Source organism: Sagittula stellata E-37, from assembly GCF_039724765.1.
Classification (GTDB): Bacteria; Pseudomonadota; Alphaproteobacteria; order Rhodobacterales; family Rhodobacteraceae; genus Sagittula; species Sagittula stellata.
The window spans coordinates 522,464-542,038 of sequence record NZ_CP155729.1 but is presented as its reverse complement, the minus strand read 5'-3'; the positions used below and the strand labels follow the sequence as shown (position 1 = coordinate 542,038).

Annotated in this window: 14 protein-coding genes; 5 read left to right on the top strand and 9 right to left on the bottom strand. The window is 67.9% G+C overall.

Features of this window, described 5'->3' with window-relative positions; translation table 11 throughout:
• Positions 1–43: 43 nt before the first annotated feature.
• Together ABFK29_RS02535 and ABFK29_RS02530 are read right to left on the bottom strand one after the other, a co-directional pair.
• Positions 44–793, bottom strand: a complete 750-nt coding sequence (locus ABFK29_RS02535) for a 4Fe-4S dicluster domain-containing protein (protein WP_005862681.1) — start codon at positions 791–793, stop codon at positions 44–46.
• 99 nt (positions 794–892) lie between these two features.
• Positions 893–3,709, bottom strand: a complete 2,817-nt coding sequence (locus tag ABFK29_RS02530; RefSeq protein ID WP_040605036.1) for a molybdopterin oxidoreductase family protein — start codon at positions 3,707–3,709, stop codon at positions 893–895.
• 249 nt (positions 3,710–3,958) lie between these two features.
• On the opposite strand from ABFK29_RS02530, the gene ABFK29_RS02525 reads away from it, so the two are divergent.
• On the top strand, positions 3,959–4,813 hold the full coding sequence (locus ABFK29_RS02525) for a phosphate acyltransferase (RefSeq protein WP_040605051.1): 855 nt from the start codon (positions 3,959–3,961) through the stop codon (positions 4,811–4,813).
• A gap of 58 nt (positions 4,814–4,871) precedes the next feature.
• On the opposite strand, the gene xsc is transcribed toward ABFK29_RS02525, so the two are convergent.
• A complete protein-coding gene (gene xsc / locus ABFK29_RS02520; protein ID WP_005862676.1) occupies positions 4,872–6,656 on the bottom strand; it encodes a sulfoacetaldehyde acetyltransferase in 1,785 nt (594 codons plus the stop codon).
• Between the two features lie 194 nt (positions 6,657–6,850).
• Here xsc and ABFK29_RS02515 point away from each other — a divergent pair, with 194 nt between their 5' ends.
• Positions 6,851–8,248 carry a hypothetical protein gene (locus ABFK29_RS02515; RefSeq protein WP_005862674.1) on the top strand — a complete coding sequence of 466 codons (1,398 nt, stop codon included), beginning with the start codon at positions 6,851–6,853 and terminating at the stop codon, positions 8,246–8,248.
• A gap of 29 nt (positions 8,249–8,277) precedes the next feature.
• Here the strand turns inward: ABFK29_RS02515 and ABFK29_RS02510 are convergent, their stop codons facing one another.
• Both ABFK29_RS02510 and ABFK29_RS02505 read right to left on the bottom strand, forming a co-directional pair.
• Positions 8,278–9,360: an SHOCT domain-containing protein gene (locus ABFK29_RS02510; RefSeq protein ID WP_005862672.1), complete on the bottom strand. Its 1,083-nt coding sequence runs from the start codon at positions 9,358–9,360 to the stop codon at positions 8,278–8,280.
• Positions 9,361–9,441: 81 nt separating this feature from the next.
• Positions 9,442–10,617 (bottom strand): glycosyltransferase family 4 protein, encoded by a 1,176-nt coding sequence (locus tag ABFK29_RS02505; RefSeq protein ID WP_005862670.1) that lies wholly within the window; start codon positions 10,615–10,617, stop codon positions 9,442–9,444.
• Positions 10,618–10,882: 265 nt separating this feature from the next.
• Here ABFK29_RS02505 and ABFK29_RS02500 point away from each other — a divergent pair, with 265 nt between their 5' ends.
• The gene (locus tag ABFK29_RS02500) at positions 10,883–12,340 is read left to right on the top strand and encodes a hypothetical protein (RefSeq protein ID WP_005862668.1); all 1,458 of its coding nucleotides are present in this window, start codon (positions 10,883–10,885) and stop codon (positions 12,338–12,340) included.
• Positions 12,337–13,623: a glycosyltransferase family 4 protein gene (locus ABFK29_RS02495; RefSeq protein ID WP_005862664.1), complete on the top strand. Its 1,287-nt coding sequence runs from the start codon at positions 12,337–12,339 to the stop codon at positions 13,621–13,623. The genes ABFK29_RS02500 and ABFK29_RS02495 overlap by 4 nt, the downstream gene beginning before the upstream one ends.
• 63 nt (positions 13,624–13,686) lie before the next feature.
• On the opposite strand, the gene ABFK29_RS02490 is transcribed toward ABFK29_RS02495, so the two are convergent.
• The 3 genes from ABFK29_RS02490 to ABFK29_RS02480 are packed head-to-tail and all read right to left on the bottom strand — an operon-like array spanning position 13,687 to position 17,997.
• Positions 13,687–14,439 carry an SDR family oxidoreductase gene (locus ABFK29_RS02490; RefSeq protein ID WP_005862662.1) on the bottom strand — a complete coding sequence of 251 codons (753 nt, stop codon included), beginning with the start codon at positions 14,437–14,439 and terminating at the stop codon, positions 13,687–13,689.
• Positions 14,432–15,949, bottom strand: coding sequence for a GMC oxidoreductase (locus tag ABFK29_RS02485; RefSeq protein ID WP_005862660.1), 1,518 nt, complete (start codon positions 15,947–15,949; stop codon positions 14,432–14,434). The genes ABFK29_RS02490 and ABFK29_RS02485 overlap by 8 nt, the downstream gene beginning before the upstream one ends.
• The gene (locus tag ABFK29_RS02480; protein WP_005862658.1) at positions 15,946–17,997 is read right to left on the bottom strand and encodes an acyltransferase family protein; all 2,052 of its coding nucleotides are present in this window, start codon (positions 17,995–17,997) and stop codon (positions 15,946–15,948) included. Before ABFK29_RS02480 ends, ABFK29_RS02485 begins: the two co-directional genes overlap by 4 nt.
• A gap of 177 nt (positions 17,998–18,174) precedes the next feature.
• Here ABFK29_RS02480 and ABFK29_RS02475 point away from each other — a divergent pair, with 177 nt between their 5' ends.
• The gene (locus tag ABFK29_RS02475; protein ID WP_005862656.1) at positions 18,175–18,678 is read left to right on the top strand and encodes a serine O-acetyltransferase; all 504 of its coding nucleotides are present in this window, start codon (positions 18,175–18,177) and stop codon (positions 18,676–18,678) included.
• A 98-nt stretch (positions 18,679–18,776) separates the two neighbouring features.
• Here ABFK29_RS02475 and ABFK29_RS02470 read toward each other — a convergent pair whose 3' ends face one another.
• The gene (locus ABFK29_RS02470) at positions 18,777–19,541 is read right to left on the bottom strand and encodes a WecB/TagA/CpsF family glycosyltransferase (protein ID WP_005862654.1); all 765 of its coding nucleotides are present in this window, start codon (positions 19,539–19,541) and stop codon (positions 18,777–18,779) included.
• Between the last annotated feature and the right edge of the window lie 34 nt (positions 19,542–19,575).

Below are 19,575 nucleotides of genomic sequence, written 5' to 3'. Positions count from 1 at the left end.
GGCGGCGCAAAGCCCCGCCCTACAGGGTGTTGCGCCAGATGATTCAGAGTTTGTCGAGGGCCCGGTCGAGCCAGCCGAGGAAGCCGCGCGGCTCCTCCGCCACCGGCGCGAGCCACGGGGCCAGCACGTCGGTTTCCTCTTCCCAGGTGTCCCGGGGTCGGGGCGGAAGGTACTTGTTCACGGGTCTGGTGCCCTGTTCGGGCATGAGGTCGAACCCGCCGCGCTCTGCCACCAGCAGGCTGACGGGGCTGTCGGGGTCGGAGAGGTCTCCGAAATGCCGCGCGCCCGCCGGACAGGTGCGGACGCAGGCCGGGACGCGGTCCTCCTCGGGCAGGTTCTCGTTGTAGATCCGGTCGACGCAGAGGGTGCATTTCTTCATCACCCCTTCGGCGGCGTCCAGCTCGCGCGCGCCGTAGGGGCATGCCCAGGCGCAGAGGCCGCAGCCGATGCAGTCGCTTTCGTTCACCAGCACGATGCCGTCTTCGGTCCGCTTGAAGCTGGCGCCGGTGGGGCAGACGGTGACGCAGGGCGCGTCCTCGCAGTGCAGGCAGCTTTTCGGGAAGTGCACCAGCTGGGCTGCGCCCGCCTCCGGCGTGACCTCATAGCTGTGCACGCGGTTGAGGAAGGTACCAGAGGGATCGGCGCCGTATGGGTCGGTGTCCGAGAGCGGCGAGGGCTGGCTTTGCGTGTTCCAGCCCTTGCAGGCCACGACGCAGGCATGGCAGCCGACACAGGTGTCGAGGTCGATGACAAGGCCGAGTGTCCTGTCGGTGCGTTCGGGCAGTTGTGTCATTTGAGGGCGCCCCGAAGGTTGGCCGTGGCCCTTGCCGGGCGGACGCGCGGGGTGGTCAGGCCTGTGCCGTGAGTATTTGGGAAGCAGAGAAACATGGGGTCAGTCCCTGACCTGCCAGCGGAGGGTGTCCGGAGAGGGAGGAACGGGGCTGGTCTGCCGGCCGGTCTGCGGACGCGCCTCCTGCGGGGGGGTGGCCTTTGCGATGCGGACGCGCAGGTCGAACCATGCGGCCTGCCCGGTGACCGGGTCGGAGTTCGACCATCTCAGGCCGTCGCCCTTCGGGGGCAGGAGTTCGTGGATCAGGTGGTTGAGCAGGAAGCCCTTCGTTGCCTCGGGCGCGTCCGGGTCCAGCGCCCAGGCCCCCTTGCGCTTGCCGATAGCGTTCCACGTCCAGACCGTATTCGGGTTCAGCGCGACCATTTCCAGAACCGGGACGGTGATCTCTCCGTGCGGGGAGGTGACGCGCACCCAGTCGCCGTCGTGCAGGCCCTGTGCCTGCATGAGCGCCGTCGGCAGGTAGAGCGGGTTGTGGCCGTGGATCTGGCGCAGCCAGGCGTTCTGGCTGCCCCAGGAGTGGTACATCGCCATGGGCCGCTGGGTCAGCGCGTGGATCGGGAAGTCCGCTGTGTCGCCGCCGTCGAAAGGGGGATACCAGACGGGCAGCGGCGTCAGGCAGTCCCTGATCCGGTCGCGCAGGTGGTCGGGCGGCTGGACGTCGCCCTTGCCCTCGGCGGCGCGCTGGAAGCGACGCAGGGGTTCGGCGTAGAGGGTGAAGAGGTAGGGGGTGGGCGCGTCCATCAGGCCGTGTTCCACCGCCCAGTCCTGGTAGCCCATGTTCCACGGCTTGAAGTACTGCGCATCCACCGGGATATGCATGGCGTTGAAGCCGCCGTTGGCGATGTAGCTGTCGAGTTGTCCGCCGTTCGGGTCGCCTCGCCCGTGTTGCAGCCCGTTTTTGCCCAGGCGCCAGCCGGAGAGCGGGCCGATGCCGGGTTTGCGTTCGTGATTAACCATGTAGTCGGCGTAATCGTCGTAAAGCGGCGCGCCCGCGTCGTCCACCATGCCCGGCAGGCCCAGCCGTGCGCCGAGGTCCAGCAGCACCGACTGGAAACCGCGCACGTCGCGGTCGGGCTCCACCACCGGCCAGCGGATCGCGTCGGCGGCGGCGCCGGGTTCCGATATGGGGCGGTCGAGCAACGAGATGCAGTCGTGCCGTTCGAGGTAGGTGGTGTCGGGCAGGATCAGGTCGGCGTAGGCCACCATCTCGGACGAATAGGCATCGGAGTAGATGATGCGCGGGATGACGTAGTCGCCGCTGTCGTCGGTGCGGGTCAGCATCTCCATCACGCCTTGCGTGTTCATGGAGGAGTTCCACGCCATGTTCGCCATGTAGAGGAACAGCGTGTCGATCCTGTACGGGTCTCCGGCGACCGCATTTGAGATCACCATGTGCATCAGCCCGTGGGCGGACAGCGGGTTTTCCCAGGTGAAGGCCTTGTCGATCCTCAGCGCCTTGCCGTCCGGCCCAAGCGCGAGGTCGGCAGGCCCCTGCGGGTAGCCGAGGTGCGGGCCGTTCAGCGGCTGGCCCGGAACCGACTGTGCGTGCGGTTTCGGGTGGGCGGTGGCGGGTTTCGGGTAAGGCGGCTTGAACCGCATGCCGCCTGGCGTCTCCACCGCGCCGATCAGGATCTGCAAGAGGTGCAGCGCGCGGCAGGTCTGAAATCCGTTGGAATGGGCCGAGATGCCGCGCATGGCGTGGAAGGCCACCGGGCGGCCGATCATCTGCGCATGCCGCTCGCCCCGGAAGTCGGTCCAGGGGCGGTCCAGCACCACCGGCGCATCGAAGGCGGCGCGGGCGATCTCGGCCGCCAGGGCGCGGATACGCGCGGGCGTCAGGCCGCAGCGGTCGGCCACCGCCTCGGGCGCGTAGCTGTCGGACAGGTAGGTCTCGGCCAGACGGGACATGACCGTGCCGTGGCTGACGCCGGCCCGCCGGATGTGACCGGCCAGGTCGGGCCGGATGCCGGGTGTGTCGAAGGCCACCGTCTTGCCGCTCAGCCGGTCGACGACAAGGGGCTTGCCCTCCCCGTCGCGCAGAAACAGGCCATGCGTATCGGACCGCGGGTCGCCGTCGAGGAGGACCGGCGCGTCGGTGAAGCGCGACAGGTAGTCGAGGTCGATGCGCCCGGCCTTCAACAGGCAATGCACGAGGCTGAGGATCAGCAGGCCGTCGGTGCCCGGCGTGATCCCCACCCAATCGTCCGCCACGGCGTTGTAGCCGGAGCGCACCGGGTTCACGCCGACGATCTTCGCACCGCGCGCCTTGAGCTTGCCGATCCCCATCTTGATCGGGTTGCTGTCGTGGTCCTCGGCCACGCCGAACAGCACGAAGAGCTTCGCGTGCTCCCAGTCGGGGGAGCCGAACTCCCAGAAGGCGCCGCCCATGGTGTAGATGCCCGCCGCCGCCATGTTGACGGAGCAGAAGCCGCCATGTGCCGCGAAGTTCGGCGTGCCGTATTGCTGCGCCCACCAGCCGGTGAAGCTTTGCGACTGGTCGCGCCCGGTGAAGAAGGCCAGCTTTTCGGGCGCCGTCTCGCGCAGGGGTTTCAGCCAGGAAACCGCTGTTTCCAGTGCCTCTTCCCAGGTGATTTCCTCGAATTCGCCCGAACCGCGCGGGCCTGTGCGACGCAGGGGCGCCCTCAGCCGGGCGGGCGAATTGTGCTGCATGATCCCGGCGCTGCCCTTCGCGCAGAGCACGCCCTTGTTCACCGGGTGGTCACGATTGCCTTCGATATAGGCGACCTTGCCGGACTTCATGTGCACGTTGATCCCGCAGCGGCAGGCGCACATGTAGCACGTCGTCTTGCGGACCTCATCCGAGATACGCGGCGCTGTATCGACCCGTGGCTCTCCCATCCGGCCTCCCTGTCACCGTGCCGCTTCTCGGGGGACCCGGGGGCACGTCTGCATCATTGGTAGATCAATTCCGCCGGACCGCAAGCATCCGGGCCGCAGTTCCGCGAAACTCGGCCAAAGCGGGACACGTTTGGCGATCCGGGCGCCACTTCCGGAACGATGTTCGCGGGCGCGCAGCGCTGGCCCCCGCAGGTTGATCTTCGCCCGCCGCGCGGTCAAAGTCTGCCGCGCATCGGTGGCGGGGGTGGCATGGCGGTTCTGGAACAGGCATTCGAAACGGCCCGCGCCCGGCAGGCCCGTGTGGTCTTTCCCGAAGCGGGAGAGCCGCGCATAGACGCTGCCCGCGAGCGTCTTCTGGCCGAGGGGCTGGCGATGCCCGTCTCGCTGACCGATACCGCGACGGAAGCACAGGTCGCGGCCCTGACCGGCGCGCGCGGCATGAAAGAGCCGATCGCCCGGCGGATGCTGGCGCGCCCGCTGTTCCGGGCCGCCGCCATGGTCGCCGCGGGTGAGGCAGAGGCCATGGTCGCCGGTATCGCCAACCCGACACGCCGGGTGATCGAGGCGGCCTCCATCGCCATCGGCCTGGCGGAGGGCGTGACGATCCCGTCCAGCTTCTTCCTGATGGTCTTTCCCGACGGGCGAGAGATGATCTTTGCCGACTGCGCCGTGAACGTGGCCCCCGACGCCGGGGGGCTGGCCGCCATCGCAAGGGCCTCTGCCCTGTCCGCAACCGCGCTGCTGGGGGAGGCGCGGGTGGCGCTTTTGTCCTTTTCCACTGGCACCAGCGGCGCGGGGCCATCCGTCGACATCGTGCGTGCCGCCGCCGGGCAGACCGGTTTCACCGGACCGATCCAGGCCGACGCGGCACTGAACGCCGCCATCGCCGCCACGAAGGGGATGGGCGCGGGCGATGCCAACACTCTGATCTTTCCGTCGCTCGACGCGGGCAATATCGCCTACAAGCTGGCGCAGGAACTGGCCGGGGCGCAGGCCATCGGGCCGATGCTGCAGGGCTTCCGCAGGCCGGTCTGCGACCTGAGCCGTGGCGCCAGCGTGGACGACATCGTCGCCGCCACCGCGCTTTGCATCGCGATGGGCTGACGCGAAACACCCCTCGACGACGGGCGGCCCGCCAAGGCACGCCGCCCTTTCCGACCGTTCAGCCATGGCCCGGCTGGGGCCGCATGTCCGCAGGGTCGATACCGGCGACGACATTGGGCTTCTTCATCGCGTCGCGGCGGAAGGGTTCGCCCAGTTCCTGGTTGATCATCGCCTCGATCAGCGTGGTCACACCGTCTTCCATCTGGGCGCGGCAGGCCTCTGTCAGCGCGTCGCGGAGTTCGTCCATGGAGCGCGCAACCACGCCCTTCAGCCCGCAGGCCTGCGCGATTCCGGCATAGCTCACCTGCTCGTCCAGTTCCGTGCCGACGAAGTTGTCGTCGTACCAGAGCGTCGAGTTCCGCTTTTCCGCGCCCCACTGATAGTTGCGGAAAACGATGTGGGTGATCGCGGGCCACTCCTTCCGGCCGATGGCCGTCAGTTCCGTGACCGAGATGCCGAAGGCGCCGTCCCCGGCAAAGCCCACCACCGGCACGTCAGGGCAGCCGATCTTGGCGCCAATGATCGCGGGCAGGCCATAGCCGCAGGGGCCGAACAAACCCGGCGCCAGGTACTTTCGCCCCTCGTCGAAGGACGGGTAGGCGTTGCCGATGGCGCAGTTGTTGCCGATATCGCTGCTGATGATCGCGTCCTGAGGCAGCGCGGACTGGATCGCGCGCCACGCCATGCGCGGGCTCATCCAGTCGGGCTTGTCCGCGCGGGCGCGCTCGTTCCACGTGGTGCCCGGATCGTCGTCCTCGTGATCCATCGACGAAAGCTGCTGCGCCCACTTCGATTTGGTCTCGGCGATCTTCGCCTTGCGGGCATCGCGGCCTTCGTCCCCGGCATCCGCCGCCAGTTGCCGCAGGATGCCATTCGCGACTCTGGCGGCATCGCCGACGATGCCGACCGACACCTTCTTGGTCAGGCCGATGCGGTCGGGGTTGATGTCCACCTGGATGATCTTTGCGTCCTTGGGCCAGTATTCCATCCCGTAGCCCGGCAGGGTGGAAAACGGGTTGAGCCGCGTGCCGAGGCAAAGCACCACGTCTGCCTCGCGGATCAGTTCCATCCCCGCCTTCGACCCGTTGTAGCCGAGCGGCCCGGCGAACAGCGGGTGCGAACCGGGGAAGGCGTCGTTGTGCTGGTAGCCCACGCAGACCGGCGCATCGAGCCGCTCCGCCAACGCCATCGACGCCGCGATGCCGCCGCTCGACAGCACCACCCCCGCGCCGTTCTGGATCACCGGCGCCTTGGCGTTCGACAGAAGCTCCGCCGCCGCCGCGACAGAGGTCTCTCCACCCGAAGAGCGTTCGAACTCGATCGGTTCCGGGATCTCGATATCGACGATCTGGGTCCAGAAATCGCGCGGCATGTTGATCTGCGCCGGTGCGCTGGCCTGCTTCGCCTTCGAGATCACACGCGTCAGCACCTCGGCCACGCGGGAAGGATCGCGCACCTCTTCCTGATAGGCGACCATGTCCCGGAACAGCGCCATCTGCTCCACTTCCTGGAAACCGCCCTGCCCGATGGTCTTGTTCGCCGCCTGCGGCGTCACCAGCAGCAGCGGTGTGTGGTTCCAGTAGGCGGTCTTCACGGCGGTGACGAAATTGGTGATGCCCGGGCCGTTCTGCGCGATCATCATCGACATCTTGCCCGACGCGCGGGTGTACCCGTCCGCCATCATCCCGCCCGACCCTTCGTGCGCGCAATCCCAGAACATGATGCCCGCCTGCGGGAAGAGGTCGGAAATCGGCATGAAGGCCGATCCGATGATGCCGAAGGCATGCTCGATCCCGTGGCGCTGCAGCACCTTCACGAAGGCTTCTTCGGTGGTCATTTTCATGGAGTGTCTCCCCGGACATACGGTTCCCGGCGGAGGCTCCGTCCGGGCTTTGCGTGCCAATCTAGCCAGCGACCCCGGCCCGCGATAGGGCCAGTTCAATTGCCGGATTAAGTCCAGAAAAGACAGCCCCCATCGCGTTGACCTTCCCGCTCCGGCAGGTAAGGGTCGGGCTATCTTGTTGAAAGGACTTTCGAATGCGTCTTGCCTTGGCCTTCATGCTTCTGGGCACCCCCGCCCTTGCCGCCGACATCATCGACGGAGGGGACCCGGTCATGGGCTGTGCCGTGACCCTCAGGGGGATCATCGCGCCAGGCGACACCGAAAAGGCCTCCGACGCCATCCGCTCGCGCGTGCGGGAGATGGCCGCCGCCGACGGCGATCCGGAGGAATCCTATTCCCTGACCATATGCCTCGACAGTCCCGGCGGCTCGCTGGCCGAGGGCATCCGGCTGGCCCGGTTCTTCAGCGACAGCAAGACGATCACCGCTGTCGCGCGCGACACCCGCTGCGAAAGCGCTTGCGCGGTGGCCTTCCTGGGCGGCGCAGCGAACACCTATTATGCCGACACGTTCACCGACCGGAAGACCAGGCGCATCCTGCACCCGACCGCGCGGCTCGGTTTCCATTCCCCCTCACTGACGGTCGAGGACGGCAACTATACCGCCGAGACGGTCAGCCGCGCGTACGGCGTCGCGCTTGCCGGGATCGGCCAGTTGCAGGAGCTGAAGGAAAAGATCTACATCACCGACGCCCTGATGAGCATCATCCTGACCACGCCGCCCGACAGCATGACCTATCTCGAAACGGTCGGTCAGTCGGCGTCGTGGCACATTCAGGTCACGCCGGTGAAGGCACCGACCGAGCTGACGCGGGACCTTGTCGCGACGATGTGCAACAACATGAACCGCGCCGCGCCGAAGGCGGCGGGCGCCGCGGCCTCTGTCGAGCCGAGGCTACGGGCGGACGACATCGAACTGTCCAAGCCCGATCCCGACGAATCCTACGTGTTTGTCACAGTCGATGCCACCTACCGTTACCCCGGAAAGGTCCCGTGTTCCTTCGGGTGGCAGCCGCTGTCCGCAGACCACACCCCGACCCGGCTGCTGGACGGGACGCTCGATGTCTTCATGGACATGCCCTACGCGTGGCTGGCCGCGCCCGAGACGCGCCTGGCCTCCCTCGCCCGGCGCGACGACTGGACGCCCGAAAGCACCGGCGGCGGCGCGCCTGCCAGCACAACCGCCCGCGCGCTCTGCCTTGTGCTGCGGGATGCGGAGTTGCGCGATCAGGACCTTTGCACATTGACCCGCACACCGCAGGGCACGACGGAGGTCTTCACCTTCACATGGCCCTCCGGCGCGCGCACCGTGGTCGAAGAAACCGGCAGCGGGCCGAAGTTGAACGGCGCGAAGACGAACACCGAAAGCCGTTACATCAGCAAGTTCTCCACCAAGGCCTCCCGCGATGCGATGATGCGCGTGGCCGCGGAGCAGGGGATCGAGGGCAACGCATGGCGCTGCTGGCTGAACCCGTCGTCCGGCAACCGGTTCTGCGTGCTCGACACCGCGCGCGAAGGGGCGATCTTCGACTGAGGCCGAACCGGGGCGGAAAGCGCGGGCCGTCAGAGCCGCGACAAAAGCTCCGCCTTCTTCGCCTCGAATTCCTCGTCAGACAGGATGTGGATGTCGCGCAGGGCACCCAGCTTTTCCAGCGCGGCAAAGATCTCGTCGGCAGAGTTCAGGACCCGCGCACCGGAGTAGATGGAGGGCGCTTCGGGCTCTGGCCGGGGCGCCGAGAACGGATCATTCTGCGGCTCGGACGACGGTGGTGTGACCCATGCCGGTTCCTGCGTGTCCTCCGCCGCGGCGGAATTGTCCCGCGCCGTGAATTCCGGCGGGCGCGAGGCCTCGGGCAGCTCCGGCGCCTGCGAGGGTTCCGCCGGTGACGGGTCCGGGTCATCCAGCGCGACCGGGCCCCATGTGCTGTCGCCCGAAGACCCGCTGTCCATGTCCAAGGTCGCGGCTTCTGGCGTGTCCTGCTCCGGCGCCTCGGTGGTTGGCTCCTGCGGGGCAGGCGCCTCTTCCGGGTCTTCGCGGACCTCCTGCAGGCTGCGCAAGTCGACGGTGCCGTACTGGCTGGTGAAGGTCCAGGACGTGTTTCCGCCCTGCTGCTGGCTGATGCCGCCGATCTCGTGGTTGCCGGTGTCGTAGACCGTCACCCGTCCGGCAAGATTGATCGCCAGCCGCCGCTTGCCGGGAAAGATCGCGTAGCTCAGATCGTTCTGCGCCCCCTGGCTTGCGGGCTGGCCAAGTCCCTCCGGCCACCATCCAGAGGAACCGCCAAGGCCCATGCTCATGCCGCCGGGCTGACCCAGCCCCTGCGACTGGAACTGGCCGCCGGAATATGTGCCTGACTTCGGTGCGCTGCGCTCGTAGAGCGGGGTGCGCGAGGCAACCTGTGCGATTTCCGTGCACAGCGCGTCGACCTGCGCTTTCAGCCCGTTGTTGAACATGTCGCCGACCATGGTCATGCCGCCCCAGGACCACTGACCCATGCCGCCAAGTTCTGGGATGTCGAACTGCGCCTGTGTGCCGCCACCGCGCAGAACCGCATCCATCAGCGTCTGCACGGCTTCGCGGGACACCCCGTGCCGGGTGCTCAGGTCTTCGCGCAGTTGCGCGCCTGCTTCGGTGAGGCCACTCATGAACGAATCCCTTGTGCGTATATCGGCTTTTCCCGGCGCTACCACGGATCGGCCAGAGTCTCCACCGCGTAGCCCGTCATGTCAGGCCGAACGCCGCCGAGGGTCCCGGCGTTTCATCGCGACGGCCTCGTCCAGCAGAATTTTCACGCGTTTGCCCCAGGCGTCCCAGTTCAGCCGGGTCTCGTAGATCGTGCGGGAGGACCGGCTGAGCGCCGTGTACCGTTCCGGCGCGGCAAGGTGTTCGCGAATGAGGCTGGCGAAGTCCTCTGCCCCCGAACCGCGCGGCAGGGCATAGCCGTTCTCCCCGTCGCGAACCGGCACGCCACCGACCCGCAGGCAGAGCGAGGGCATCCCCCAGGCCGACGCCTCGCAGAATGCAAAGCCGTAGCTTTCGTGGGAGGGCATCACCATGAAATGCGCCTGCCTCAGCGCGTCTTCGAAGAGCGCCAGTTCCGCCGGCACCGCCTTGTCGAGATGCGCGCGCACGGTGACGTGTTCGTTGATGTGCATGTCGGGCGGGACGCAGCCCACCACCGTCAGATTCGCGTCGACACCCTGCGCGCGCAGGGCGTTCAGTGTGTCGAATGCAAGGGGCCCGCCCTTGGCGAACCAGTCGCGGCCCAGAACCAGCAGCCGCACGGGACCGTTCGGGTCCAGCGCCTTCGGCCCGGTCCAGTCCGGCGCCTCGATCCCGGCCCCCCACTCGACGCATTTGCCGACCCCCGGCGCCAGGCCATAGCGGTCGTCCACCGCTGTCCGCAGCCACTCCGACGGCCAGAGCCCCAGGTCGAGCTGCCGCAGAACCTTCCGTTCCTGCCGTTCGACCCAACCGTCGAGCGCGCGACCGAACGGCAGCGTCCGCTCATGCGCCGCGCCGATCTCGGAACAGCGGAACACGGTCTGGACCGCATCGGATGTAAAGGCGCTCACCACCTGCCCGGGCACCTGCACGCCCGAAAAGCTGTGCAGCGCATAGGCGCCAAACACCACGTCCGGAGAAGTCTCCTCCAGGTAGCGTGTCACGTTCCGCCCAACGACGCCGCGCAGAGCGTAACGGGCGCGCCAGCGCAGCCGCATGTTCGTGGCCGTCGATGTCGACAGGATCGCCTGCCGCACGGGCTCGGCGGCGCCCCAGTCCTGCGGCACGACCGACACCTCGCCGACATGGCGTTCCAGTGCGTCGAAGATCCGCCGGTTGCCCCCGGAATAGATGTTCCGGTCTTTCGGCGGCATGTCTGTCAGAAAGGCAATGCGCAATGTGAAGTCCCCGGAAACGCGAAACGAGCAAGGACCTGCCCTGAAATGGCAATCCGGCGACAGTATGGCACCTGGAGGGCGAAGTTTCCAACCGTTCAACGGCGTGACCGGTTGCGCACAACCGGCCCTGCATTCCTTACAATCGGCGCATTGCCGACGCGACTTTGCCTGACGCCGCTGCTATCACGCGGACACCGGGGTCCGTCCACCAGCCTCCGGCCCGCACGCACGCCCAACCCGCAGCACGAAGGCCCGCAGCGCCCAGATGCCCAACCCGATCGCCTTCCTCGCCCTCGCCTGCTTTCCGCTGGTGGTCGCGGTGCTGTACGGACGGCTTCCCGCGGACCGGGCGTTGATCTGGTCGATCCTCGCCGGCTACCTGTTCCTGCCCGAACCGCCCGCCGTCTTCGACTTCCCTGCCGCCCCGCCGCTGTCGAAACACAACATTCCCGCCCTGATGGCCTTTGCCATGGCGATGTGGCGCCACGGTCCGCAAGGCCCGCTTCTTCCGCAATCGCTGCTCGGCAAGGCGCTGGTCCTGACCTTCGTCCTGTCGCCCGCGCTGACGGTCCTCACGAACGGCGATCCGGTGTTCTGGGGGCAGATCGGCCTGCCCGGGCTGGGCATCAAGGACGCGCTCGCGCTGACCATACAGCAATTCCTGTTCCTGCTGCCGTTCCTCATGGCGCGCCAGTTCCTCGCCAGCGGCGGCGCCCAACGGGAACTTCTGAAGGCGCTGATGATCGGCGGGCTGGTCTATTCGCTCCTGATGCTGATCGAGATCCGGCTGTCGCCGCAGCTCAACCTCTGGGTCTACGGCTTTTACCAGCACCAGTTCGGGCAAAGCGTCCGCTTCGGCGGTTACCGCCCGGTCGTCTTCCTGTACCATGGCCTGTGGGTGGCGTTTTACACCTTCATGGCGGTCATCGCCGCCTGGGGACTGTGGCGCTTTTCGGCGGGCGGGCACGGGCTGAAGTTCCTGATGGCCGCCATCTGGCTGACCACCGTGCTGGTGCTTGCCAAGTCGCTGGGCGCCTTGATCTTCCTCGTCGCGCTGGCGCCGCTGGTCGTTCTCGTACCCGTCCGGATGCAGGTGCGCGTCGCGATCCTGATCGGCCTCCTGGCGCTGGCCTACCCGCTGCTGAAGGGCGCCGCCCTGATCCCGGAAGAGACTCTGCTGTCACGCGCCGCCGCCATCGACCCGGACCGCGCCGCCTCGCTCCGGTTCCGGTTCATGAACGAGAACACGTTGCTCGACCGGGCCTACCTGAAGCCGTTCTTCGGCTGGGGAAGCTGGGGACGCAACCATATCCTCGACCCGGTGACGGGCTTTATCCTGTCGGTCACGGACGGACGCTGGATCATCACCATCGGCGTCTATGGCTGGGTCGGCTTCGCGGCAGAGTTCGGCCTGATCCTGCTGCCCTTGCTCCTAATCGGACGCGAGGTCCGGCTTGCCAGGTCGCAGGTCTCGCCCCTTGTCGGGCCGCTGTCGCTGATGCTTGCGGCGAATCTTGCCGACATGATCCCCAACGCCACCCTGACCCCGCTGACGTGGATGATCGTAGGCGCGCTGACCGGCTATGCCGAAAGCCTGCGGGCCGACCGTCTCAGGGCGTCGCCCACAGGCCCCCTTGAAACGCCCACCGACGACCCGCAAAAGACCGGCACGACCACACCAGGCTGGCGCCCAGTCATCGGCGCCCCGAAGGAGAGCAGATGACCCGCGTTCTCGCCGTCGCAGAGGCGGCCAATCCCGAATGGGTCAGCGTACCGCTGGTGGGCTGGTCGCTTGCCTCTGCCCTGCGCGAGGTGGCCGATGTCCACATCGTCACCCAGACCCGCAACCGGGATGCCTTCCTGCGCGCCGGAATGCGCGAAGGCACGGATTTCACCGCCATCGATTCAGAGGCCATCGCCCGCCCCATGTGGAAGCTGGCCGAAAAGCTGCGCCTCGACAGCGGCAAGGGCTGGACCACGCTGCAGGCGGTGAACGCCCTGTCCTATCCCTACTTCGAACGTCTGATCTGGAAGCGCTTCGGCGACGACATCCGGCGCGGCGCCTATGACATCGTGCACCGCATCACACCGCTTTCGCCGACGTCGCCCTCTCCGCTGGCCGCGAAATGCGCCCGTGCGGGCGTCCCCTTTGTCCTCGGGCCACTCAATGGCGGTGTGCCCTGGCCCAAGGCCTTCGACGCTGAACGCCGGGCCGAAAAGGAGTGGCTGTCCTACGTGCGCGGCGCCTACAAGCTGCTGCCCGGGCGCCGTGCCACCCTGACCAACGCCAGCGCGATCCTCGCCGGGTCGCGTCACACCGCGTCGGAAGTGCCCGAAGACCTTCAGGACCGCGTGATCTGGTTGCCGGAGAACGGTATCGACCCGGCCCGCTTTTCGCGTACCGCCGCGCCGCAACCGGGCAAGCTGCGCGCCGCTTTCGTCGGGCGGCTGGTGCCCTACAAGGGACCGGACATGCTGCTGGAGGCCGCCGCCCCGCTGCTGCGCGACGACCGCATGACGCTCGACATCATCGGCGACGGTCCGATGATGCCCGCCCTGCGCGATCAGGCCCAGCGGCTGGGCATCGACGCGGCGCTCACCTTCCACGGCTGGCAGGCGCACGAACAGGTGCAGGACATCCTCGCCAGGTGCCACCTGCTCTCGTTCCCGTCGATCCGCGAATTCGGCGGCGGTGTGGTGCTGGAGGCGATGGCCCTCGGCGTCGTGCCCCTGATCGTCGATTACGCCGGCCCGGGCGAGCTGGTGGACGCCACGATTGGCCTGAAGGTGCCATGCGGCACGCGCGACCAGATCGTCGCCGGTTTCGCCCGGGAACTGGCCCGCCTGGCCGACGCGCCAGAGCAGCTTGCTCCCATGGCCGCAGCCGCCCGTACCCGCGTGCAGAACGATTTCCTCTGGTCCGCCAAGGCGCGGCAGGTGGCCCGGGTCTACGACTGGGTTCTCTCGGGACGCACGTCACCGAGACCGGACCTGTTCCGGCCCTGAAGCCCGCCATGGTCCATCCACCAACCCAGCCGCCCAGCCGCGCGCGCGGACCGGGCACTGGCATCACAGCAGACGCGGCCTGCGTCTGCGCATCATGACCATGTCGCGGACCTTCGCCTTGAGCCCGCGCGGCGGTAGGATTTCGCGGTCCATCTCGAACACAGTCCCGCTGTAGGAGGCGTCGCCTTTCAGCGCCAGCCGCACGCCCCACTCTGCCGAGACTTTGGGCGCCACGCCATCGGGGATTCCCATGGTCGTCGCCAGCATCCCCGGCATCCAGTCCGACACGACGATCCTCGGCAGCCGGTCGCCGATGTCCGCCAGAAGCGCACGGGTGAAGATGCGCGCCGCCCCCTTCGACACCGAATAGGCAGAGGACGCGGGCAACGGGTTCAGGTCTGCAAAGGTGGCGACGTTCAGGATGCGCCCACGACCGCGCGGGGCCATGTCCTCCAGAACGGCCCGGGTGCAGTTCACCACCCCGCCGAGGTTGACCGCCATCGTCCCGGCAAAACTCTCACCGCTTTCGTCAAGGATATCCCGGCGCGGGTAGACGGCGGCGTTGTTCACCAGCACCGCCACCGGGCCAAGCGGCGCAAAGCCTTCCCGCACCGCGGTCCAGTCGGCCACGTCCATCGGCAGCGCGGTGAAGCGCCCGCCGCACTGATCCGCCGTCTCCGACAGCGCCCCTGCCCGCCGCCCGGTGCCGACCACGCGGAACCCCCGCGCCGCAAAGGCCAGCGCCATCGCGCGGCCCAGCCCGGACCCGGCGCCCGTCACCACGACGCATCCGTCCTCCGGCGTGAAATCAGTCATCCGCCCCCATCCCCTTTGCCACATGCAACGCGAAGGCCGCGATCGTCAGGCTCGGGTTAACCCCCATCGACGTCGGCATGAAGGAGGCATCCGCAACCCACAGGTTCTCGACATCGTGCGCCCGCCCGTCGGGCCGCAGGACAGAGGATGCAGGATCGCTGCCGAACCGCAAGCTCCCGCAGGGATGCCCCCAGTTCAACTCCGGCGCGAAGCCCAGGAGCATCCGCCGCTGGCCGCGAAACGCGCGCCGGATCGCCTTGCGGAACGCCTTCCGCCGCGTCTTCAGCTCGGCGTGCAGGGTGTAATGCACCACGCCGTCAGCGTCGATCCGGTTCTCTGCATAGGGCAGGTCCTCCATCAGGCCGACGAAGATCTGGGCAGACCCCATGATCTTCTGCGCCAGTGCGGCGGACAGGCGCGACAGCGGGGCCAGCCGGGACAGGCCGCGCGCCGCCAGCATCCGGTTCAGATAGTACACCGTCTCGCCATAAGAGGCGCGGATGCCCATGGCCTGCACCGTCCCCAGCCGTTGCCCTTCGAGATGATAGAGATCGCGAAGCGAGATCGCCTTCGTCGCTTCGCCTTCGATGCCCGGCCAAAGGGCGAACATCTCGTTGAGATGAAACATCAGGTTGCGCCCGACAAGACCCGACCGATTGGCGACCCCCTCTGCCCAACCTTCGCAGGCAGAGCGCAGCAGCACGGGGGGCGACCCCAGCGCACCCGCCGCAAGCACGTACCGTCGCGCGGTGAAGCGCCGGACCTCGCCGTCCACCCGCGCCTCCACCGTCGAGACGCGGTTGCCGTCCATGACCAGCCGCGTGACCTCTGCCCCGGTCAATAGCTGCGCCCCGGCGGCCAGGGCCGGTTCCACCCCGGCGGACCGACCGTCCATCTTGCAGGCGCGCGGGCACTTGCGGCCAAGGCACATTGTGCAGCCGTCCAGCCGCTCCACCCCGGTGTGGGCGTGGTAAGGATGCAGGCCCGCCTTGCGAAACCGGGCCATGAGGGACGCCTCGACATCCGTCAACTCGGGCGCATCGCGCAGCGGCTGCGGGACCTCCGGCGACAGCGGGTCCGGCGTGCCGTAGACCCGGTACATGCGCGCCGCCTGCGCGTAGAACGGCGCCAGCGCGTCGAAATCCAGCGGCCAGCCGCCCGTGGGATGCGGGCGGCCCGGAACGTCCTCAAGGTCGTGGCGTTCGGGACGCTCCAGCGTGGCCGCGTAGAACACCGACGACCCGCCCGGCCCCGCGCCCCGCGGCGCATAGAACGCCTGCGCGACCCCGTCGACGTTCACCGACAACGGCTCTGGCCAGAGGCCACGGACGGCACGCGCCTCCGGCACGAAGATCTCCGACAGGCCGTTCTCGGCGCTGCGCACGTCGGCCTGCCCCTTTTCGAGGAACAGCACCTTCTGCCCGGCCTCGGCCAGCGCGCGCCCAAGCGTGCCGCCGCCCATGCCGGTGCCGATCACCACGGCGTCCCACTGCTGCACCCAGAGGGTCATCCGTCGGTGGCGCCCGTCTGCGCCGCCTCCGCCGCGAAACCCTCGAACAGCGGGGCAAACAGATCCCGCACCCTCAGCGCCGCCGCGTTGGTCACGTGGTTGTTGTCGAAGAACTGGCCCACGCCATCCACAATCGCCGAACAGCGCGTCTCGTCGCAGAACTTCGGCCAGGGGTCGATCAGTTCGATCCGGCCCTCTGCCGCCAGCGTCTTCCATGGCGCGTCGGCCAGTGCCGCCCGCGCCTCCAGCGCCGCCCGCGGCACCTCCGCCTCCGTGGTCGGCGGGGCGGCGAAAGGCAAACCGGCATGGGCCGCTTCCCGCGCCGCGCGCCGGCTGTCGTATTGCGGGATCTCCGGCGGCTGGCGCAGGACGAGGATCCGGTCGAAGTAGCGTTCCAGATATCCGACCGTCGCCTCTGCGGCACGCGACACCACGGCGGACTGAGCCTCGTCCACCTGTTCCGGCCCGGTGATCGGGTAGATGGCGATGCGGTTGCCGGCGTCCAGCCCGCTGCCCGTGCCCTCGGCGTAATAGCCCCAGCGGCCGACCAGCAGCACCGCCTCGATGCTGCCGAGCCGCGCGAAGGCTTGCTTGATCTGGGTATTTGCCTGCGCACAGGCGGTGTTCTGCGCGGGCGTCGCGGCGGTCTCCACCTTGCGGACGTCGATCAGCGGCGGACAGCCCGCGCGCCACAGGATGATCCCGGGCACTCCGGCCTCATGCGCGGCAAGGTCCAGCCCCTCCTTGAAGGCGCGCAGGTGGCTGTCGCCCCAGACCAGCACCTTCGGCGGGCCGACCGGCCCGATCGGGCAGACCTCAAGCCCGTCGAGCGGCAGATCGTCGGCCACGTAGCACCGGCTGAAATCCTGCAGGAAATCGCCCGACGCCGCGATATGCACCGCCGCCTCCGGGCCAAAGCGCTGCGGCAGCCCGTCCTTGAGGTAGACGTAGGCGCCGAACCCCAGCGCGGCGGCAGAGGCGCCCAGCGTCCCGACCAGCACGGCCCAGCCCGGCAGGTTCCTGGCCCGGCGCACGGGTTGCTCGACAAAGCGCCAGGACAACCAGGCCAGAGCCACCGACAAGGCCATCCAGATCACCGCTTCGAGCGGGTTGGCATAGCCGTCGCGCAGGTAGCTCGACAGCACGAATACCGGCCAGTGCCAGAGGTAGAGCGAATAGGAGATCAGACCGAAGAAACGCAGGGCAGGCAGGCGCAGGATGGCGCTGACGCCATTCGTCCCGTTGCCCGTCGAGAGCAGCATCAGCGTGCCCGCCACCGGCACGATCGCCAGCAGTCCCGGGAACAGCGGGCCGGCCGGGATGAAGATCACCGACACCAGCACCAGAGCGAGGCCGAGCCACGCGAAAGGTGCCCAGCCGTGCCAGTCGGACTGCCTGCGGTGGCCCCAGATCGCCAGCAGCACCCCGCTCAGCAGCTCCCACGCGCGGAACGGGAAGAGAAAGAAGGTCGCCGTCGGATAGGCCGGGGTCAGCACGACGCAGGCCGCCAGCGACACCGCCCAGATGGCCACCAGCGCACCCAGCAGCCCCCAGCGCCAGCGGGCCAGGAGGAGAATCAGGAGCGGCAGGAAGATGTAGAACTGTTCCTCCACCGCCAGCGACCAGGTGTGCAGCAGCGGCTTGTCGTGGGCGGCCACGTCGAAATAACCGGTCTGCCGGAAGAACAGCACGTTCGACAGATAGACGGTCGAGGCGATGGCGGTCTTGCCGAATTCCCGGAACTCGAACGGCAGCATCAGCACCCAGGCCGCGGCGGCGGTGACCGCCAGCATGGTGAAGAAGGCGGGCGCGAGGCGGCGGAAGCGGCGCAGGTAGAAGTGACTGAGCCAGATGCGGCCCGTCGCATCGTATTCGCGCCAGAGGATGCCGCCGATCAGGAAGCCCGAGATGACAAAGAAGATGTCGACACCGGTGAACCCGCCGGTGAGCGGAACCCCGAAGTGATACAGCACGACGGACAGGACGGCGATGGCCCGCAAGCCGTCGATGTCGCCGCGGTACGGCGGATGGCGGGTCTGCGAAGTCATTGTTCTGCCGGTTTCTCCGGTTGCTCGAAACGCGCCGCCCCCGCCTGCGGCAATACCTGAGGCGGAACAATGTCAAACAATGTAATGCGGCGGGCCCGTGCGGTCGTCTGTTGCGTTTGGACCCATGATAACCCATTTCATGGCAAGAGTGAGGCAGATCGAAGGCCCCGGGACAGAATGCAACAGGACACACGGATTTCTGCCGACGTGCCCGACTGGTCGCGCGAGCGCATCGACGCATTCTGGGAACCGGGCAAGAAGCTGATCCGCGCCGTACGCCGCTACCAGTACTGGCGCGGACGCGGTGCCTTCGGGCGCATGGTTTCGAAGTACTGGGTCGCGAATCACTGGTTCTGGTCGCTGGTGACGCAATGCGAGCTGCACCTGGAGACCGAGATCGGCGGCGGCCTGCGCCTGACACATCCCACCGGCATCATCGTGCACCCCCGGTCGCGAATCGGTGTGAACTGCATGATCTTTCACCAGGTGACGCTGGCCGGACCGGTGGTGCTGGGCGGCCACGTGGACGTGGGCGCGGGTGCCAAGCTGCTGGGACCGCTGAGCGTGGGAGACCACGCGGTGATCGGTGCCAACGCCGTGGTGACCCGCGACGTGCCCGCGGGTGCGACGGTCGCCGGCATTCCGGCTCGGGTGATTTCGTCCGGAGCGCCGGACAGCTAGGGTTTTCGGCCCGCCTGCGGCGGCCCGACCCGCCGGGAGAGGCCTTGCCTCCCCCGGACCCCCTCCAAGGTATTTGGGCCAAGATGAAGGGGCGCGGGTCAGCCTTTGCGGGCGCGGATGCGCATCATCAACGCCTTTGCCGCCTCGACCGGCAGGATCGCAAGGCACTTCAGGTAGCGCGGGCCGAGGCGTTTCGGGTTGGACGCGGCCCGCCAGAGCCATTCCATCGAGAGCTTGCGCACGAGTGCCGGGGCACGGTTCTGGGTGCCGGCGAAGAAATCGAGCCCCGCGCCGATGGAGGCGAAGCCCACTTCCGGCGCGCGTGTGCGTCCGAAGGCGGCGAAGGTTTCCTGCTTGGGCGCGCCCAGCGCCACGAAGCACAGCCGCGCCCCGGACTCCGCGATTTCGGCCAGGTAGGCTTCGGCCAGTTCGCCTTTGGGATCGAAACCCATGCGCGGCGCGATGCAGCAGACCACGCTCAGGTCCCGCACCTCGCGTTCGAGATAGTCCTTCGCGGCCTTCAGCACGGCGTCCGTCGCGCCGAAGAGCGCCACCTGCACGCCCTGCTGCGCGGCGATGCGTGCCAGCGGCAGGATCGCCTCGGACCCCGGGATCAGCGAGACCGGCCGTCCGGCGAGTTTCGACATCCAGACGATCGGATTGCCGTCAGCCACGACGAAATCCTGCGCGGCGTAGGACATGCGGAACGCCGGCGAAGCGCGCAGCTTCACCAGGTGATCCAGGTTGATGGTCGCGAGCGCGAACCCGCGTCTTTGTGCGAATCTCTCCCTTACGCGCGCTTCGAGCACGGCCCACGTCGGCACGTTGACGCGGATGGGAAGATCCTCGATCCGGAATTCCATGACACCCTCATTGCCTCACGCTGTTCCATAGCGC

What these genes read in the sequence shown, in the direction of transcription:
- ABFK29_RS02500 (WP_005862668.1), top strand. Translation starts at nt 10,883, where the DNA reads ATGCCCAACCCGATCGCCTTCCTCGCCCTCGCCTGCTTTCCGCTGGTG.
- ABFK29_RS02535 (WP_005862681.1), bottom strand. Translation starts at nt 793, where the DNA reads ATGACACAACTGCCCGAACGCACCGACAGGACACTCGGCCTTGTCATC.
- xsc (WP_005862676.1), bottom strand. Translation starts at nt 6,656, where the DNA reads ATGAAAATGACCACCGAAGAAGCCTTCGTGAAGGTGCTGCAGCGCCAC.
- ABFK29_RS02495 (WP_005862664.1), top strand. Translation starts at nt 12,337, where the DNA reads ATGACCCGCGTTCTCGCCGTCGCAGAGGCGGCCAATCCCGAATGGGTC.
- ABFK29_RS02515 (WP_005862674.1), top strand. Translation starts at nt 6,851, where the DNA reads ATGCGTCTTGCCTTGGCCTTCATGCTTCTGGGCACCCCCGCCCTTGCC.
- ABFK29_RS02510 (WP_005862672.1), bottom strand. Translation starts at nt 9,360, where the DNA reads ATGAGTGGCCTCACCGAAGCAGGCGCGCAACTGCGCGAAGACCTGAGC.
- ABFK29_RS02525 (WP_040605051.1), top strand. Translation starts at nt 3,959, where the DNA reads ATGGCGGTTCTGGAACAGGCATTCGAAACGGCCCGCGCCCGGCAGGCC.
- ABFK29_RS02470 (WP_005862654.1), bottom strand. Translation starts at nt 19,541, where the DNA reads ATGGAATTCCGGATCGAGGATCTTCCCATCCGCGTCAACGTGCCGACG.
- ABFK29_RS02530 (WP_040605036.1), bottom strand. Translation starts at nt 3,709, where the DNA reads ATGGGAGAGCCACGGGTCGATACAGCGCCGCGTATCTCGGATGAGGTC.
- ABFK29_RS02485 (WP_005862660.1), bottom strand. Translation starts at nt 15,949, where the DNA reads ATGACCCTCTGGGTGCAGCAGTGGGACGCCGTGGTGATCGGCACCGGC.
- ABFK29_RS02480 (WP_005862658.1), bottom strand. Translation starts at nt 17,997, where the DNA reads ATGACTTCGCAGACCCGCCATCCGCCGTACCGCGGCGACATCGACGGC.
- ABFK29_RS02490 (WP_005862662.1), bottom strand. Translation starts at nt 14,439, where the DNA reads ATGACTGATTTCACGCCGGAGGACGGATGCGTCGTGGTGACGGGCGCC.
- ABFK29_RS02475 (WP_005862656.1), top strand. Translation starts at nt 18,175, where the DNA reads ATGCAACAGGACACACGGATTTCTGCCGACGTGCCCGACTGGTCGCGC.